Genomic DNA, 16,007 nt, shown 5'->3' with positions numbered 1-16,007 from the left:
CGATGCGCTCAGGACGGCCTGCAATGCTCGACCTCGGGATCGAACCGCGCCCCGTCCACCACGCCGGCGACCAACACCCCGGCCTTTCGCCAGCGTCCGCCCAGCGCCAGCCGACCCGCCAGCCTCAGCCGCGACGCGGCATAGCGCAGCGCCGAGCGCCTTCCCTCGTGCCGCCGCTTGGCCAGGATGACGTTGCGCGTCAGATAGCGATGCAGCCGCTCGCGCCGCGCATCCGGCTCGGTCTCGATGGTCAGCCGTCCCGGCGCCGCGCGCACATGCTCGACGCGGCTGGCCGCGACCAGATAGCCCGGCCCCTCGCGCGACAGCCGCAGCGTATATTCCGTGTCGTCGCCCCATATGAACATGGGCGCCAGCGGCAGGCCGTGCCGCATCACCGCCGCCCGACTGACCAGAACCGAGACGAAGGTCGCCTGCCGCACCGGCGCCATCCCCTGCTCCAGGCGCTCGCCCCAGGCCGGATAGCCCAACACATTCTCGCGTCGGTCGATCTCGGGCGTATTGGTCAGATGCCCCTCAGGCGATCGCACGCTGGAACACAGGAAGGCCGGAACGACGCCCTCATCCGCCAGCCCCGCTTCCGCCGCCAGCAAGGCCTCCAGCGCATCCGGCGCCGCCAGCACGTCGTCGTCCATCAGCCAGACCCGGTCGGCGCCTGCCTCGATCGCCGCGCGGATGCCGGCGTTGAAGCCGCCCGCGCCGCCGGTGTTGACCGGCATCCGCACCACCATCGCCTGACCCGCCCAGGCGTCGGCCAGCATCTCGGCGGTGCCGTCGTCGCTGGCGTTGTCGACCACTACCAAGCCGTCGCAAAGCCGCGTCTGGGCGATCAGGTGCGCCAGACATTGCTCCAGCAGAGCCCGCCGGTTCCACGTCACCACCACCGCCCAAACCGAAGAGCTCATGCCGCCATCCGGGCGATGGCCGGCGCCAGCGATTTCTCGACCAGGCTGAGCGCCCGCCCGACCGCCTGGTCCATGTTGTAGTACTGAAAATCGGCCAGCCGTCCGGCGAACCAGACCTTGCCCGACAGCGTCGCCGCCATCTCGCGATATCGCCCGGCCAACGCTCGCGACGCCTCCGTCAGGATTGGATAATAGGGGTCGTTCACGCCCGCCTCATGAGCCATCGGATATTCAGTCACCGTCGCCGTCGTCGGCCCGCGCTCGCCGGTCAGGTGGCGGAAATCGGTGATGCGCGTGAAGTCGAAGTCGTTGGGATAGTTGACTGTCCCGACCGACAGGCCGTCCTCGACATCCACGACCTGATGGTCGAACCGCACGCTGCGATAGGGCAAGGCCCCGACCGACCGGCCGAAATAGTCGTCCAGCGCGCCGCAATAGACCATCCGGTCCCACGACTCCGCCCCCACCTGATCCATCGGCGTGTTCAGCGACACTGTGATGTTCGGATGATCCAGCATCCGCTGGAACAGCGCCCCATAGCCGTCGCGCGGCATGGCCTGATGGCGGTCGACGAAATAGCGGTCGTCCCGGCTGACCGCGATCGGCACCCGCGCCGTGACCGAGGCATCCAGCGCCTCGACCGGCAGCCCCCATTGTTTGGCGGTGTATCCGGCGAACACCTTGTCGAAGACATATTCGCCCAGCCGCCTCAGATCCGGATCGTCGCCCGCCTGTCGCAGGTCATGGATGCTGGGCCGCGCCCCGAAACCAAACCGCTGGACCAGGGCGTGCGTCATCCGCTGGGCCGTTGCTGCGGGAAACAGCGTTCCGATCGAATCCAGATTGAACGGCAGCGGCACCTGTCGCCCGTCCACCCGCCCCTTGACCCGATGGGCGTATGGCCTCCATCCCGTGAACTGGCTCAGATAGTCGAAGATACGCGCACTGTTGGTGTGAAACACGTGCGGGCCGTAAGGATGGATCAGCCGCCCGCCCGCATCGCGCCGGTCGTGCGCATTGCCGCCGACATGGTCGCGCTGATCGATCACCAGCACGCTCTGATCCAGCCCGCGCGCCAGCCGTTCGGCGACCACCGCCCCGGTGAAACCGGCGCCGACGATCAGCCAGTCATATCGCCGGGACATCACGCCCCCTGCCGGTCTGGAACAGCGCGCCCCAGTGCGCCCTCAGGCCGATCAGACACGCCACGACCACCGCCGCCTCGCCGATGATCCGCGCGCCCGCCATGCCGGCCGCGCCAAGGCCGGGCGCCAGCACCACCGCCGGCCCCAGGGTTGCGACACACCCCAGCGCCACGATCAGCGCGAACCGTCCATCCATCCGCAGCGGGTTCATCAGATGCAGCCCCAGCACCTGGCTGACGGCCACCAGCGGCAGCACCCAGGCCAGAAGTCGCAACACGTCGACGGCGCCCGCCAACCCCGGCCCGAACAACAGTCTGATCAGCAGCGGCGCCGTCAGCGTCAGTCCCGCCGCCAGCAGCACGAACGCTCCCGTCGATGCCGCCAGCGTCCACCGCGCCGTGCGAAACGCCGCTGCCTGATCCTGTCCCAGCAGTCCGGCGATCCGGGGCGCAATCAGACCGGCCAGCGGCCGCATCAGCGACCCGGACGCCGCGACCAGCCGGTCCGCCGCCCCGTAAAGCGCCGCCTGCGCCGGCCCGGCCAGCGCCGCGACAGCCAGAACGCCCGCCCCCGTATAGGCGACGATCACCGCCCGACTGGCGAACAGCGGCCCGCCCTGGATCAGGAGCCTCACAAAGCCCCGCTCCGGCGCCTGAACCCTCTGCCGTCGCAACAACAGGATGCCGGTCGCGACCAAGCCGGCCCAGACGCCGCCCGCCTGGACGGCCATCACGCCGCCGACGCTCAGGCCGGGCATCGCCAGAACGACCCCCGTCGCGGCCAGGGCGAAGCCAACCTCCAGCATCGCTGCCAAACCGGGATCGCGAATGCCCTGAAAGAACCACAGCAGGCTGGCCCCCTGCCCGATCCCCAGAACGACCGCCATCGCCACGACGACGCTCGCCCCTTCCAGAACCGGATTCAAGGCCGCCAGACCTACGCCGACCGCAGCGGCGGGCAGGATCAGCACGCCGCGCATCGCCAGGGCCTGACCGACCAGGACGCCGCGCCCTTCGACGGATCCGGCGATGTCGCGCGGCCCCGAGAGCGACTGCCCGTAATCCACGACCACCGACACCACCAAGGCCAGGGCGATGGCCGAGGCGAACATCCCGAACCCTTCCAGCCCCAGTCGTCGCGTCAGAACCGGATAGAGCAGCAGCGGCGCGACATAGCGGGCGACATGCGCGCCATAGACCCAGCCCGCATCGGCCGCGCCGCGCGCCGACAGCAATCGGTGCCTGCCATCCCCCAACTGTCGCCCCCGCGATCAACCCTGGCGCGAGCTTTAGACACGCGCGGCTGCAATCGCAAGCGCGGGGCAGTCGGGCGGCCTAGCCGAAACGGCCCTCGGCCCAGCGCGCGGCGAAATAGCCGCCGGTCGCCGACAGCATCGTCAGGGTCGTGCCCCAGATCAGGTCGATGATCGTCAGCTTGGTCTGCCAGACCGCCAGGGTCGCCTGATTGGTCAGGTCGTAGGTGGCGTAGGCGACGAAGCCCAGCACCGCCCCGTTGATCGCCGCCCGCGTCCAGTTCCCCTCCTTCAGGGCCGGCGCGATCGCCAGGAACACGGTCCCGGCAATGGAGATCAGATAGAAGGCCACCGCCGCCTTCATGTCCGGCTTGTCGGCCATGATCGGCCCGATGACGGGCTTGTACAGCCGGTTGGTCATGGTGGTCAGCCAGACGAAATCGATGGCTGCAAAGGTCAGGCCGGCCCCGAGATAGGCCGCGACATATTTGATCATCCTCGTCTCCCTTAAGCCGGCTTCAGTCGATAGTGGCTGACCGCCCAGGTGCGGCCCTCGTCGTTTCCGAACAGACCGGCCGTCGCCAGATAGAAGCGCCGCCAGCGACGGGTCCAAAGTTTGGCGTCGTCGCCATAGGTCTCACGCATCAACACCGCGATCCGCGGGGCGTTCCGGTCCATGTTCGCTAGCCAGTCGTTGGCGGTCTTCGCATAGTGACCGCCGTTCCAGGTCCATTCCTGCTCGACCGCGAACAGGTCCGGAAACTGTCGGATCAGGCCGTGGCTGGGCATGACGCCGCCGGTGAAGAAATGCTGGGCGATGAAGTCGCCGCTGTCGGTATGGTCGAACCGATAGGGCGCGTCGCGGTGCGTGAAGACGTGGATGAACATCCGCCCGTCGTCCTTTAGCCAGCCCCGCGCCTTGGTCAGCAGGGCGCGCCAGTTGGCCATATGCTCGAACATCTCGACCGAGACGATGCGGTCGAAGCGCTGCTCGGTGTCGAAGGCGTTCATGTCCTGGGTGATGACCGTCAGATTGGTCAGGCCCCGCGCTGCCGCCTGGGCTTCGATATGGCCGCGCTGGCCGTGGCTGTTCGACACCGCCGTGATTTTCGAAGTGGGGTATTTCTCGGCCATCCACAGCGACAGCGAGCCCCAGCCGCAGCCCATCTCCAGAATCGTCTGACCGTCCTTCAGATCGGCATGGGCGCAGGTCTCGGCCAGCGCCGCCTCCTCCGCCTGATCCAGCGTCTCGCGGCCCGTGGGATAGAGGCAGCAGGAGTATTTCAGCCGCTTGCCCAGGCACAACTGAAAGAACTCTGGCGGCAGTTCGTAATGCTGCTGGTTCGCCGCATCCGTATGTTCGGCGATGGCGCGCTGGGCCATTTCGCGCGCAAAGGCCGCCTCGTCGTGCGGCCCGTCGCGATCCAGACGCTTCCGGGCCTCCGTCACCAGGCTGTCGATCGCCGGACGCGTCACGAAATCCGGGAACGGCGCGTCCTGAAGCTGGCGAATGGCGACATTGGTCAGGTTCATCAGGGCGTCCTTGGCGATCAGGCAGAGCTTGCAGGTGTCATCGAATACGCCGCCCCGCCTTCGGCGGATGCATCCGCCCTTGAACACGGCGCCGACGATGCCGACATCAGGTCCGAGCCTGCATGATTTCAGACGAAGTGCACACTTTGCACCCTGTTTTTTCGAAGCCGGGTCGGCATCGTTTCAGACCAATCAGACGAATTAGACTCTGTTTTTTTGCGCCGACCGTCTGAAATCGTCGCGTGGGATCGCCGCCGCGACTTGCCCCCCGCCTGCCCCCGCGTTAGGCGTGGTCAAAGCGCCGATATTCATCAGGCAATGAAAAAGGGAGAGCGATGGGAAAGATCTACGCTGACGTCACGTCCGCGCTGGAGGGGCTGACCTTCGACGGCATGACGGTCATGTCCGGGGGCTTCGGCCTGTGCGGCATCCCCGAGAACCTGATCGCCGCCCTGCGCGACAGCGGCGTCAAGGGCCTGACGGTCATCTCCAACAACGCCGGGGTCGACGGCTTCGGCCTGGGCCAACTGCTCGGCACGCGCCAGATCGCCAAGATGATCTCGTCCTATGTCGGCGAGAACAAGGAGTTCGAGCGCCAGTATCTGGCCGGCGAGCTGGAGCTGGAGTTCAACCCCCAGGGCACCCTGGCCGAGCGCATCCGCGCCGGCGGCGCCGGCATCCCCGCCTTCTTCACCGCCACCGGCGTCGGCACCCTGGTCGCCGAGGGCAAGGAGGTCCGCAACTTCGACGGCCGCGACTACGTCATGGAGACCGGCCTGATAGCCGACCTGTCCATCGTCAAGGCCTGGAAGGCCGACGAGCGCGGCAACCTGGTCTTCCGCAAGACCGCCCGCAACTTCAACCCGATGATGGCCACCGCCGGCAAGGTCACGGTCGTCGAGGTCGAGGAAATCGTCCCCGTCGGCTCGCTCGACCCCGACCACATCCATACGCCGGGCATCTACGTCGACCGCCTCGTCCAGACCGTGTCCGAAAAGCGCATCGAACAGCGCACTGTCCGCCAGAGGGAGCCGGGCTCAAGTAGCGAAGCGGTAGCCCAAGGAGGAGTGTCGTAATGCCCCGCACCCGCGAACAACTCGCCGAACGCGCCGCCCAGGAACTGCAGGACGGCTTCTACGTGAACCTGGGCATCGGCATCCCGACCCTGGTCGCCAACTACATCCCCGACGGCATGACCGTGACCCTGCAGTCCGAGAACGGCATGCTGGGCATGGGCCCCTTCCCCTATGAGGGCGACGAGGATCCCGACCTGATCAACGCCGGTAAACAGACGATCACCGAGATCCCGGAGTCGTCCTACTTCAGCAGCGCCGACAGCTTCGCCATGATCCGTGGCGGCCACATCAACCTGTCGATCCTGGGCGCGATGGAAGTGGCCCAGAACGGCGACATCGCCAACTGGATGATCCCCGGCAAGCTGGTGAAGGGCATGGGCGGCGCCATGGACCTGGTCGCGGGCGTCAAGCGCGTGGTCGTGGTCATGGAGCACGCCAACAAGCACGGCCAGTCCAAGGTGCTGAAAGCCTGCACCCTTCCCCTGACCGGCACCGGCGTCGTCAGCCGCATCATCACCGACCTGGCCACATTCGACGTCAAGCCGGACGGCGCAGGCCTCGAGCTGATCGAACTGGCCGACGGCGTCACCCTCGACGAAGTCGCCGCCAAGACCGAGGCGGCCTATTCGGTTTCTGAGGAGCTCACGAAGGCCTGACCGATGGCGGCGATGACGACGTGCCCGATGATTGCTCGACGTGAGGAGGGCACGTCGGCACGGCGTCTGCCGAAGTCTGCAATCCGCCGACCACGATCTGGATGACGGGCTCATTCCACCGTTCGTAGCTGACCATCCCCTCGGGCACAGTGCAGACTGAGGTTTCGGCAGGCCCCCGTGCCTGCCCGCCCACATATCTGACGATGAAGCCGGAATACTTCAGGCCCTCGTTCTGACTGTTCTCGACCTTCAGCACCGAACCCACATCCCGACGCGCATGCAGTCCAAACCTGATCGTTCCGGGCGCCGCCTCATTCAGCGGCCCGCGTGAACCCTCGGCGGGCGGCAGGACATCGCCAATATCGATGCGGTCGACCTTGATCAGGTCGTAGGTTCCATTTGCGTTGCGACGCAGCGTCGCCCGCTCACCTATGGCGACATTGAGCGTGCCTTGCACGAAGCCGGACCGCTGACCTTCGAACTGTTGAGGTGTGGCGGGATATGCCGGCTGGGCGTCCTGCATGAGGAACCCTGCCATCAAGGCGGCCAATAGCATAATGATCTCCAGTTGCAAGCCAGCTAGCCTGCATCGCCTCAGATCCGTCAAGCGGCAATGATTGAGAAGTTCGCGCCAATGGCCGAAGGTCGATTGGGCAGCGCCGATGAGCCTAAGCGTCTAACCGGCGATAGGCGGCGCTCACAAAGGCCATCGTCAGCGGAGCCTGCAAGGCCGTCAGCACGACGGCGAAGACGATCCAGCCCGCCGTACCCGACAGCAGCCCCGCACCCCACAGCAACACCAGCGCGATCTTCGGCGCCGCCGTAAGGACAAGCCCAACCAGCAGGGACCAGAAGCCGCCGCGCGCGATGCTCATGCTCTGCAACGACACCATCTGCCCACGCCCGATCGTCGCCGGCGCAAACAGGGACAGGCGCACCGCGAAGGCGATGACGGCGAACAGGGCGAAGGCCGTGACGACCGCCAGCAGGATCAGCTTCCACGCCGGCCCCACCGCGCTCCACTGGCGCATCTCGATGGCCTGGGCGTTTAACTCGGCCATGCCGAACACCGCCAACAGGACCAGGGCCACGACCGAAAGGATCATGGCGAGAAAGATGGCGCACAGCAGACCCGCGCCCAGCAGCCGGACCTCTGGCCTTTCGAACTGCAACCCAACCGGCCCCAGGCCCAGGCGTCGCGCCTCGACCAGATCGTCCGTGATCGCAATCCGCGCCAGAGCGCCCGCCAGCACCAGGGTCGAGGCCAGGGCGCACGCCGCCCAGATCAGGCCCGCTGCGCCCGCCGCCAGCGGCTTGAGGCTCCAGACCACGGCCGCCAGCACGATCGCGCCGCAGGCCCCGCGCCAAAGGCGAGGCAGGGCGCGGGCCGCCGCCGACAGCGTCTCGCCAAGTCGCAAAATCCGATGCTCGCTCAATCTACGCCCCCGATGACCGGCGGCGGATATAGCAGGGGGCCATGACACCGCGCCACCCGCCCGCTAGAAGGCCGCGATGAGCGCTTCCCCCTCTCCTTCCCCCATCCACGTCATCGGCGGCGGCCTGGCCGGCTCCGAGGCCGCCTGGCAGATCGCCCAGGCCGGCGTGCCCGTCGTCTTGCACGAGATGCGCGGCGTGCCCGGCGTCAAGACTGACGCCCACCAAACCGATGGCCTGGCCGAGTTGGTGTGCTCCAACTCCTTCCGCTCGGACGACTGGCAGTTCAATGCGGTCGGCCTGCTGCACGCTGAGATGCGGGCGCTGGATTCGATCATCATGGCCTGCGGCGACATCAATCAGGTGCCGGCCGGCGGCGCCCTGGCTGTGGACCGCGACGCCTTCTCCCAGGCGGTGACCGCCAAACTGACCGCCCACCCCTTGGTCACCATCGTGCGCGAAGAGATCGCGGGCCTGCCGCCGCAGGCGTGGGACAATGTCATCGTCGCCACCGGCCCCCTGACCTCGCCCGCCCTGGCCGAGGCCATCCTGAAGGCGACGGGCGAGGAAAGCCTCAGCTTCTTCGACGCCATCGCCCCCATCGTCCACGCCGACTCGATCGACTTCGACATCGCCTGGCGTCAGTCGCGCTATGACAAGGAAGGTCCGGGCGGCGACGCCGCCGCCTACGTCAACTGCCCGATGGACAAGGCCCAGTACGAGGCTTTCATCGACGCCCTGTTGAACGGCCCGAAAGCCGAGTTCAAGGAATGGGAGCACGTCCCCTATTTCGACGGCTGCCTGCCCATCGAGGTCATGGCCGAACGGGGTCGCGAGACCCTGCGCCACGGCCCGATGAAGCCGGTCGGCCTGACCAATCCGCGCGACCCGCTGGTCAAGGCCTACGCCATCGTCCAGCTTCGCCAGGACAATGCGCTGGGCACCCTGTTCAACATGGTCGGCTTCCAGACCAAGCTGAAACACGGGGCGCAGGCCGAGGTCTTCCGCATGATCCCCGGCCTGCAGAACGCCCAGTTCGCGCGCCTGGGCGGGCTGCACCGCAACACCTACCTGAACAGCCCACACCTGCTGGACCGCCAGTTGCGCCTCAAGGCCATGCCGCGTCTGCGTTTCGCCGGTCAGGTGACGGGGGTCGAGGGCTATGTCGAGAGCGCCGCCATGGGCCTGCTGACCGGCCGCCTCGCCGCCGCCCAGGCGCTGGGTCGCGACCTGTCGCCGCCGCCGCCCGAGACCGCCATGGGCGCCCTGGTCGAACACATCACCGGGGGGCATCTGGCAGGATCGAAGTTCCAGCCGATGAACATCAACTACGGCCTGCTGCCGCCGCTTGAGGCGCCCAAGGTCGACGAAGCCGGCGTCAAGATCCCGCTCAAGGAACGCGGCCGCGCCAAGAAGCGCCTGATGAGCCTCCGGGCGATGGAAAGTCTGAAGGCTTGGCGCGACGCGGGCTGATTTCTGAGGGCCGGGTCGCTCAGCGCAGCTTGGGCAACCCCGGCCGGAACCCCAGCGTCATCACCCCCAGCAGGATGACGCCCACGCCCATCAGCATCCAGGCCTGGGTCAGGTCGGCCATGTTGTCGCGCAGCAGGCCGGCGCCCAGCGGCGACAGGCTGGCGATGATGTAGCCGCCGCCCTGGACGAAGGCGAGCAGATCCCCGGAGCGCGCGGGATCGTCGATCTGGTCCATGGCCAGGATCAGGGTGAGCGGGAAGATCGCGCCGATGCCGAGGCCCAGGACGATCACGATCGGCACGGCCATGCTGAGGGGCGCGACCACGAGTCCGGCCAGACCCGCCAAGGCCAGAATCAAGGCCGTCAGGATCGGTCCGCGCCGATCCGGGAAGCGCCCGATGGTCAGCGACACCAGCAGGCCGGCCATCACCTCCGCAGCCGTCATGCCGCTGAGCAGATAGCCGGCCGTGGCCCTCGGCTCGCCCAGGTCGATGTAGAAGGGCGGCAGCCAGGCCAGCATCAATGTGTAGGCCGAGGTCCCCAGGCCCATGATCAGGATCAGCCGCCACGCCCGCCCCTGACGCCAGAAGGGCAACTCCGGGTCCGTCGCCTCGACCACCGCGGCACGATTCGGCTCCTCGGCCGCGGGGTCGCGCGACGCCGCCAGCCAGACCAATGCAGCGACGAAGGCCGGCGCGCTCCACAGGGCCAGCGTCCCGGCCCAGCCGATCGTCTCGGCCAGACCGGCCGCGGTGGCCGCCGCGACGGCGGCGCCGCCCATGATGCCGGTGGTGTAGAGCGCCATAACCGTGCCGAACTGCGCCGGAAAGGCCCGTTTGATGACGACCGGCGCCAAGGCCTGGATCAAGGCGACGCCCACACCGACGACCGCCGCGCTGGCGATCAGGCCCGCCGTATCGCTCAGCACCGCCCGCACCAGGCAGGCTGCGCCGATCAGCAGCGCGCCCAGCAAGATCCCGCGCCGCTCGCCCAACCGCCGACGCAACGGCCGGATCGACAGGGCGCCCAGACCGATCATCAGCACGGGCAAGGTGGTCAGCAGGCTGGCGGCGGTCGAACCCATGCCCGTCGCCCCCTCGATCAGGTCCAGCAGCGGCCCAACCGCCGCCATCGCCGGACGCAGGTTCAGCGCCAGGGCGACGATGGCCGCCAACAACAGCAGCGACGCGCCCCGCATCGGCGTGGCGTCAGATCGTGCGGTCACGGTGGGGACTCCGACTGAAAATCACGCTAGTCTCTCGACCTCAAGTATCTCGATGTCAAGATAACCATGCCCGATAGAGCTTCTCGCGCCGCGGCCCAATGGGCCGTGCAACGTCCCGACCTGGACATGCTGCCGATGGAGGTGCTGGGACGCCTGAACGAGGCATCGCAACTGGTGATCCGCGAGCGCCAGACGCCGCTGTTTGCGCGCTATGGTTTGCAGCACGGCGAGTTCGATGTGCTGGCGACGCTGCGCCGATCGGGCGAACGCGAGGGCCTGACGCCGACGGCGCTATTCGAGGCGGCGATGATGTCGTCTGGCGGCATGACCGCGCGGATCGACCGGCTGGAAAAGGCGGGCTGGGTCGAGCGGCGCCCGCATCCAAGCGACCGACGGGCGACCCTGGTCCGTCTGACGGAAAGGGGTTTTGACCTGATCGAGACGATCATGCCCAGCCACCAGGAGACGGCCAAAGAGGCCTTGAGCGGGCTGTCGCGAGAGGATCAGAGAACGCTGAACGCCCTGCTGACCCGCTTGATCGCCGGCCTGAACGGCTAGGTCAGATCCGGCCGCGCAGCACGGCCCAGAGCAGGCGCAGCCGCTTCAGCGGCTCCGGCTGGTCCGGATCGGTCAGGGCGGCGTGAGCCACGGCCGGGAATCCCTCGGGCGGAAGGCGTTTCAGCGCCCCATTGGCGGCGGATCTCAGGGACGCCGCCTCTTGGCGCCGGCCGGTCTGCGTCAGCCCCCAAACGCGGGCCGCATCGGCAACGGCGGCGTCATGCCCCTGCCCTGCCAGCACGCGCTTCGCGACCTGCATTGGGCCGACGTAAAAGGCGTCGAGATCATGCGGCTGTTCGCGCACCCGGCCGATGTGGGCGTCGATCAAGGCGTCGAACGGCGCACGGTCCAGGCCGTGACGCGCGACGAGATCGGTCAGGGCTTCCAGCACCGGATGGCCCTTGCGCGGCACGCCGGCGAAGACCCCGTCCATCTGTTCCGCCCACCAGGTGTAGCGCATCTCGGCCAGGAGCGGCTGGGTCACGCGCGCGGGGATGGTCATCAGCTCGGCTTCGAAAGCGTAGAGCGTGATCAGGTCGGCGCGGGCGCGGTCATCCGCAGCCAGGCGACTGGACAGCCAGCGGTCGAGGTCGGCGGTGCGGACCTGTTGGTCGAGCGTATCCGCAGTCTCGGTCAAGCGGCGCGCGACACCGCGAAATCGGCCAGGTCTTCCAGCGCGGCGCGCCAGTCGCTGGACGGCAGGACCGACAGGGCGGCCTTGGCCTGATCGGCATAGTCGCCGGCCAGGTCCAGGGTCGCGCCGATGGCGCCCGAGCCGATGATGAGTTCGCGCGCGCGGGTGAAATCTTCGGGGGTCCGCTCGCCCTTGGTCACGGTGCGTTCCCAGAAAGCTTCCTCGCGGCCGCGCGTGCGGGCGACCGCCAGAAGCAGCGGCAAGGTCGCCTTGCCCTCGTTGAAATCGTCGCCGGCGTTTTTGCCAAGGGCCTCGGCCGTCGCGCCGTAGTCCAGGGCGTCGTCGGCCAGTTGGAAGGCGATGCCCAACGCCATGCCATAGTCGCGCAGGGCTTTGATCGCTGCCGGATCGGCCCCGGCGCCCACCGCGCCCGCCTCGGCGGCGGCGGCGAAAAGTTCGGCAGTCTTGGCCGAGATGATCTGCAGATAGGTGGCCTGGTCCAGATTCAAGTCGTGGGCGCGCGTCAGCTGCAGCACCTCGCCCTCGGAGATCACCCGTGACGCCTCGGCCAGAATGCCCAGGGCGCGCATCGAATCCGTCTCGACCATCAGTTCGAAGGCGCGGGCGAACAGGAAGTCGCCGACCAGGACGCTGGTGGGGGCGCCCCAGATCAGATGGGCCGCGACCTTGCCGCGACGCAGCTCGGACGCATCGACGATGTCATCATGCAGGAGCGTGGCGGTGTGGATGAACTCGACCGCAGCGGCCAGCTTGCGCGGCGCGACGATGTCGTCTGTCGCGCCCACGGCGCGCGCCGCGGCGACGGTCATCAGGGGACGCAGACGCTTTCCGCCCGCCGAAACCAGATGTTCGGCCAGTTTCGGGATGATCGGCACGTCCGACTGCATCCGATCCAGGATCAGGGCGTCCACGGCAGCCATATCGACCTCAGCCAGCCGGACAAGGGCGTTGACGTCCCCCTTCGGGCGGTGAGCGGCGGCGATGGCGACGTCCAAACGAATACTCTTTCACTGGCGCGGCGGGCCGCGGGAATGGCTTTTTGCGGCCGGGCCGGCTTGCCCCCGCGAGTTGCGGCGCACAATGATGTTCGGCCCCTTGAGGGTCAAGGAGATTGAGGCTTGGAGCCGGTCGAAACCCTGCCGACGACGATCGTCGAGAACGGCCTGTTGAACGGCCGGGTGCGTTTGCGTCAACCCGCACGCGGCTATCGCGCCGGGATGGATGCGGCTTTGCTGGCGGCGGCGGTCCCGGCCGAGGCGGGCCAGAGCGTGACCGAGGCGGGCTGCGGGGCGGGTGCGGTCCTGATGCAGATCGCGGCGCGACGGCCCGGCGTGACCCTGACGGGCGTGGAGCGCGATCCGGTGATGGCGGCGCTGGCGACCGAGAATGCGGCGCTGAACGGCGCAGCTGGATCAGCTATGATTCGTCAGGGCGACGTGGCGGCCGGGTTTCGGGCCCTCGGCGTGGAGCCAGCCGACTGGGCCATATCCAATCCCCCCTTCTTCGATGACGCCACGGCGTTGCGCGCCCCGGCCGAGGGCAAGCGGGGCGCCTGGATGGCCGACGACGGGTTGAAGGCGTGGACCGATTTCCTGCTGAAGGCGGTGAAGGAAGGCGGACGCATCGTGGTCGTTCACCGCGCCGACCGACTGGCTGATCTGCTGGCTCTACTGGGCGAAAAGGCAGGGTCGTTCGCCGTGCGGCCCATCCATCCCTTCGCGGACGAGCCGGCCAAGCGGGTGCTGGTGCACGCCATAAAGACCGGGCGCGCGCCGCTGCGTCTGCTGCCGCCGCTGATCTTGCACAACCGCGAGAGCGGCAAACACACCCTCCAGGCCGAGGCCATCCTGCGCGGCGAGGCGTCGCTGGGATGGTGATCGGGTGGTCAATCGCGACCGGAACGCCTAAATGCCGCCTCCTGACGAAATCGAGCCCGCCCCGTGTCACCCGACGACCTTCCGCATGATCTTCAAGACGGCCTGATCGCCGTCGGCGAGGCCGCGCGCGACCTGCGCGAGCCGTGGTGGATATTCGGCGGTGCGGCCATGGCGCTCTATGGCCTGATCGATATCCATGTGCCCGACATCGACGTGTTGTGCGCGCCGCGCGATGCGCGCAGCCTGCTGGGCGCGCTGGGCGGCGTGGCGATACCCGATCCGGGCGAAGGTCTGTTCCGCTCCGCCGTCTTCGGGCGCGCGCCGGATCAGCCGATCCTGGTCGAGGTCATGGCCGATCTGGAGACACGCGACGGCGGCGACTGGACCCCGGTCGCCTTCGGCTCGCGCCGCCGCGTCTTCGTCGAGGACACGCCCCTGTTCGTCCCGGACATCCGGGACCACATCGCCCTGTACCGCCTGTTCGGCCGCCCCAAGGATCTGGCGCGCGTCGAACAGCTTGAACGACTGATCGCCTGAATGCCTTTCCCCTTCCAGATTTCCGCCACCGAGGGCCGCGCCCGCACCGGGGTGTTGAAGACCGCGCGCGGCGACATCCGCACCCCCGCCTTCATGCCGGTCGGCACCGCCGCCACGGTCAAGGCCATGACGGTGGATCAGGTCAAGGCGACCGGCGCCGACATCCTGCTGGGCAACACCTATCACCTGATGCTGCGCCCTGGGCCCGAGCGGATGGAGCGTATGGGCGGGCTTCACAAGTTCATGGGCTGGGACAAGCCGATCCTGACCGACAGCGGCGGGTTCCAGGTCATGTCCCTGGCCGGCATCTCCAAGGTGAAGGAGGAGGCCGTGACCTTCTCCAGCCACATCGACGGCTCCAAACACGTTCTGACGCCTGAGCGGTCGATCGAAATCCAGGCCGACCGGATCGGCGCCGACATCTCGATGCAGTTGGACCAGTGCGTCGCCTATCCGGCCGAGAAGGATGCAGCCAGAAAGGCGATGGAGCTGTCGATCCGCTGGGGCGCGCGGTCCAAGGCCCGTTTCGGCGAGCGTGAAAACCAGGCCCTGTTCGGCATCCAGCAGGGGTCGACCTTCGCGGACTTGCGCCGCCAGTCATCGGAGCAACTGCAAGAAATCGGTTTCGACGGCTACGCCATCGGCGGTCTGGCGGTCGGCGAAGGCCACCACGCCATGTGCGAGGTGCTGGACTATGCGCCCGAAATGCTGCCGGCCGACCGTCCGCGCTATCTGATGGGCGTGGGCAAGCCGGTCGATCTGGTCGAGGCGGTGTATCGCGGCGTGGACATGTTCGACTGCGTCCTGCCGACCCGCGCCGGCCGTCACGGTCAGGCCTGGACCTGGGATGGCCCGCTGAACCTGAAGAACGCGCGCTTCGCCGAGGATCAGGACCCGCTGGACCCGACCATCGACGGCCCGTCGTCGCAGTATTCGAAGGCCTATCTGCACCACCTGATCCGCGCCGACGAAATCCTCGGGAAGGTGCTGCTGAGCTGGCACAACATCGCCTTTTATCAGGCGCTGACGGCGGCCATGCGTGCGGCGATTTCCGAAGGTCGGTTCAAGCAGTTCAGGCGCGACTTCCACGCCCGCCACACGTCAAACGGCTGACGCCTAGGGGTGCGGTCTGAACCAGCTGGGCGCCGCCGGCGGCGCGCAGTTCCGCTGCATGCCCATGCCCTTCAGGAAGGCGCGGCGCATCCGGCCCGACTGAATGGCCGACTGAACGTGCTTTGAATGCTGTTCGGCGCCGCTTAGTCGACGAATCCAATTTCGGCCGGGAATAAAGTCGGTCGTCGTATCGCGAATGGCGTTCAGCGCCGCCTTGGCCGCCGCGTCCGCCGCCCGCTCGCTGAGATAGGAACCGTCCTGACGCGGCGGTTCGTCCGTATCGGGTCCCAGCGCTTCGTCGAGCCTTGCGACCTCTGCGCCGATGGTCGTGCATTGATTCAGATTGCGCAGGTCGTAGGGATTGGCTTCGGCTTGCAGCAGCACCGTCGGGATTATCTGACGACGCAGGTTGAAGTCCTCCAGCGGCGCCGTCGCCGCCGCCGCAAAGCCCGCCCCGACCTGTTCGGCGCCGCCCATCGCCGACCGACCGGCATTGCAACCGCAAAGCGCAACAAGACTGACTGCGAGAAGAAGGCGTTTCATGGGTTGG

The 16,007-nt window shown here is 67.7% G+C and carries 18 protein-coding genes; 7 read left to right on the top strand and 11 right to left on the bottom strand.

Features of this window, described 5'->3' with window-relative positions:
- Window positions 1–8: 8 nt before the first annotated feature.
- From ASF31_RS02935 to ASF31_RS02915, 5 genes are all read right to left on the bottom strand, one after another.
- A complete protein-coding gene (locus ASF31_RS02935) occupies window positions 9–923 on the bottom strand; it encodes a glycosyltransferase (protein WP_055753227.1) in 915 nt (304 codons plus the stop codon).
- Entirely contained in the window at window positions 920–2,068 is a 1,149-nt protein-coding gene (glf, locus tag ASF31_RS02930) for a UDP-galactopyranose mutase (RefSeq protein ID WP_055753226.1), read from the bottom strand. The genes ASF31_RS02935 and glf overlap by 4 nt, the downstream gene beginning before the upstream one ends.
- Complete coding sequence (locus tag ASF31_RS02925) at window positions 2,052–3,302, bottom strand: oligosaccharide flippase family protein (protein WP_055753225.1); 1,251 nt, start codon at window positions 3,300–3,302, stop codon at window positions 2,052–2,054. The genes glf and ASF31_RS02925 overlap by 17 nt, the downstream gene beginning before the upstream one ends.
- A gap of 100 nt (window positions 3,303–3,402) precedes the next feature.
- Window positions 3,403–3,816, bottom strand: a complete 414-nt coding sequence (locus tag ASF31_RS02920) for a DUF2177 family protein (RefSeq protein WP_039245498.1) — start codon at window positions 3,814–3,816, stop codon at window positions 3,403–3,405.
- Window positions 3,817–3,827: 11 nt separating this feature from the next.
- A complete protein-coding gene (locus ASF31_RS02915) occupies window positions 3,828–4,853 on the bottom strand; it encodes a cyclopropane-fatty-acyl-phospholipid synthase family protein (protein ID WP_055753372.1) in 1,026 nt (341 codons plus the stop codon).
- A gap of 335 nt (window positions 4,854–5,188) precedes the next feature.
- On the opposite strand from ASF31_RS02915, the gene ASF31_RS02910 reads away from it, so the two are divergent.
- Both ASF31_RS02910 and ASF31_RS02905 read left to right on the top strand, forming a co-directional pair.
- The gene (locus tag ASF31_RS02910) at window positions 5,189–5,929 is read left to right on the top strand and encodes a CoA transferase subunit A (RefSeq protein WP_055753224.1); all 741 of its coding nucleotides are present in this window, start codon (window positions 5,189–5,191) and stop codon (window positions 5,927–5,929) included.
- Complete coding sequence (locus ASF31_RS02905; protein ID WP_055753223.1) at window positions 5,929–6,585, top strand: 3-oxoacid CoA-transferase subunit B; 657 nt, start codon at window positions 5,929–5,931, stop codon at window positions 6,583–6,585. Before ASF31_RS02910 ends, ASF31_RS02905 begins: the two co-directional genes overlap by 1 nt.
- Here the strand turns inward: ASF31_RS02905 and ASF31_RS02900 are convergent.
- Both ASF31_RS02900 and ASF31_RS02895 read right to left on the bottom strand, forming a co-directional pair.
- Window positions 6,572–7,159: a hypothetical protein gene (locus tag ASF31_RS02900; RefSeq protein ID WP_055753222.1), complete on the bottom strand. Its 588-nt coding sequence runs from the start codon at window positions 7,157–7,159 to the stop codon at window positions 6,572–6,574. The genes ASF31_RS02905 and ASF31_RS02900 overlap by 14 nt on opposite strands.
- A gap of 94 nt (window positions 7,160–7,253) precedes the next feature.
- Window positions 7,254–8,021: a hypothetical protein gene (locus ASF31_RS02895; protein ID WP_055753221.1), complete on the bottom strand. Its 768-nt coding sequence runs from the start codon at window positions 8,019–8,021 to the stop codon at window positions 7,254–7,256.
- A gap of 76 nt (window positions 8,022–8,097) precedes the next feature.
- On the opposite strand from ASF31_RS02895, the gene trmFO reads away from it, so the two are divergent.
- Window positions 8,098–9,492 (top strand): methylenetetrahydrofolate--tRNA-(uracil(54)-C(5))-methyltransferase (FADH(2)-oxidizing) TrmFO, encoded by a 1,395-nt coding sequence (gene trmFO, locus ASF31_RS02890; protein WP_055753220.1) that lies wholly within the window; start codon window positions 8,098–8,100, stop codon window positions 9,490–9,492.
- 19 nt (window positions 9,493–9,511) lie between these two features.
- Here trmFO and ASF31_RS02885 read toward each other — a convergent pair whose 3' ends face one another.
- Window positions 9,512–10,717: an MFS transporter gene (locus tag ASF31_RS02885; RefSeq protein WP_200918539.1), complete on the bottom strand. Its 1,206-nt coding sequence runs from the start codon at window positions 10,715–10,717 to the stop codon at window positions 9,512–9,514.
- A gap of 66 nt (window positions 10,718–10,783) precedes the next feature.
- On the opposite strand from ASF31_RS02885, the gene ASF31_RS02880 reads away from it, so the two are divergent.
- Complete coding sequence (locus ASF31_RS02880; RefSeq protein ID WP_055753219.1) at window positions 10,784–11,275, top strand: MarR family winged helix-turn-helix transcriptional regulator; 492 nt, start codon at window positions 10,784–10,786, stop codon at window positions 11,273–11,275.
- Between the two features lies 1 nt (window position 11,276).
- Here ASF31_RS02880 and ASF31_RS02875 read toward each other — a convergent pair whose 3' ends face one another.
- Together ASF31_RS02875 and ASF31_RS02870 are read right to left on the bottom strand one after the other, a co-directional pair.
- Window positions 11,277–11,912, bottom strand: a complete 636-nt coding sequence (locus tag ASF31_RS02875; RefSeq protein ID WP_055753218.1) for a squalene/phytoene synthase family protein — start codon at window positions 11,910–11,912, stop codon at window positions 11,277–11,279.
- Window positions 11,909–12,850 (bottom strand): polyprenyl synthetase family protein, encoded by a 942-nt coding sequence (locus tag ASF31_RS02870; RefSeq protein WP_055753370.1) that lies wholly within the window; start codon window positions 12,848–12,850, stop codon window positions 11,909–11,911. The genes ASF31_RS02875 and ASF31_RS02870 overlap by 4 nt, the downstream gene beginning before the upstream one ends.
- Before the next feature lie 198 nt (window positions 12,851–13,048).
- Between ASF31_RS02870 and ASF31_RS02865 the strand changes: the two genes are divergently transcribed.
- The 3 genes from ASF31_RS02865 (at window position 13,049) to tgt (ending at window position 15,457) form a co-directional block, all read left to right on the top strand.
- Entirely contained in the window at window positions 13,049–13,807 is a 759-nt protein-coding gene (locus ASF31_RS02865) for a tRNA1(Val) (adenine(37)-N6)-methyltransferase (protein WP_082464977.1), read from the top strand.
- A gap of 63 nt (window positions 13,808–13,870) precedes the next feature.
- The gene (locus ASF31_RS02860) at window positions 13,871–14,344 is read left to right on the top strand and encodes a hypothetical protein (protein WP_055753217.1); all 474 of its coding nucleotides are present in this window, start codon (window positions 13,871–13,873) and stop codon (window positions 14,342–14,344) included.
- On the top strand, window positions 14,345–15,457 hold the full coding sequence (gene tgt, locus ASF31_RS02855) for a tRNA guanosine(34) transglycosylase Tgt (protein WP_055753216.1): 1,113 nt from the start codon (window positions 14,345–14,347) through the stop codon (window positions 15,455–15,457).
- 3 nt (window positions 15,458–15,460) lie between these two features.
- Here tgt and ASF31_RS02850 read toward each other — a convergent pair whose 3' ends face one another.
- Window positions 15,461–16,000, bottom strand: a complete 540-nt coding sequence (locus ASF31_RS02850; protein WP_055753215.1) for a hypothetical protein — start codon at window positions 15,998–16,000, stop codon at window positions 15,461–15,463.
- Between the last annotated feature and the right edge of the window lie 7 nt (window positions 16,001–16,007).

It is taken from the genome of Brevundimonas sp. Leaf280, assembly GCF_001422455.1.
Taxonomy (GTDB): domain Bacteria; phylum Pseudomonadota; class Alphaproteobacteria; order Caulobacterales; family Caulobacteraceae; genus Brevundimonas.
Note: the sequence above shows the minus strand (reverse complement) of the source record. Positions and strands in the feature narration are given on the sequence as shown.

What these genes read in the sequence shown, in the direction of transcription:
- ASF31_RS02880 (WP_055753219.1), top strand. Translation starts at nt 10,784, where the DNA reads ATGCCCGATAGAGCTTCTCGCGCCGCGGCCCAATGGGCCGTGCAACGT.
- ASF31_RS02920 (WP_039245498.1), bottom strand. Translation starts at nt 3,816, where the DNA reads ATGATCAAATATGTCGCGGCCTATCTCGGGGCCGGCCTGACCTTTGCA.
- ASF31_RS02915 (WP_055753372.1), bottom strand. Translation starts at nt 4,853, where the DNA reads ATGAACCTGACCAATGTCGCCATTCGCCAGCTTCAGGACGCGCCGTTC.
- trmFO (WP_055753220.1), top strand. Translation starts at nt 8,098, where the DNA reads ATGAGCGCTTCCCCCTCTCCTTCCCCCATCCACGTCATCGGCGGCGGC.
- ASF31_RS02935 (WP_055753227.1), bottom strand. Translation starts at nt 923, where the DNA reads ATGAGCTCTTCGGTTTGGGCGGTGGTGGTGACGTGGAACCGGCGGGCT.
- ASF31_RS02870 (WP_055753370.1), bottom strand. Translation starts at nt 12,850, where the DNA reads ATGGCTGCCGTGGACGCCCTGATCCTGGATCGGATGCAGTCGGACGTG.
- glf (WP_055753226.1), bottom strand. Translation starts at nt 2,068, where the DNA reads ATGTCCCGGCGATATGACTGGCTGATCGTCGGCGCCGGTTTCACCGGG.
- ASF31_RS02905 (WP_055753223.1), top strand. Translation starts at nt 5,929, where the DNA reads ATGCCCCGCACCCGCGAACAACTCGCCGAACGCGCCGCCCAGGAACTG.
- ASF31_RS02850 (WP_055753215.1), bottom strand. Translation starts at nt 16,000, where the DNA reads ATGAAACGCCTTCTTCTCGCAGTCAGTCTTGTTGCGCTTTGCGGTTGC.
- ASF31_RS02910 (WP_055753224.1), top strand. Translation starts at nt 5,189, where the DNA reads ATGGGAAAGATCTACGCTGACGTCACGTCCGCGCTGGAGGGGCTGACC.
- tgt (WP_055753216.1), top strand. Translation starts at nt 14,345, where the DNA reads ATGCCTTTCCCCTTCCAGATTTCCGCCACCGAGGGCCGCGCCCGCACC.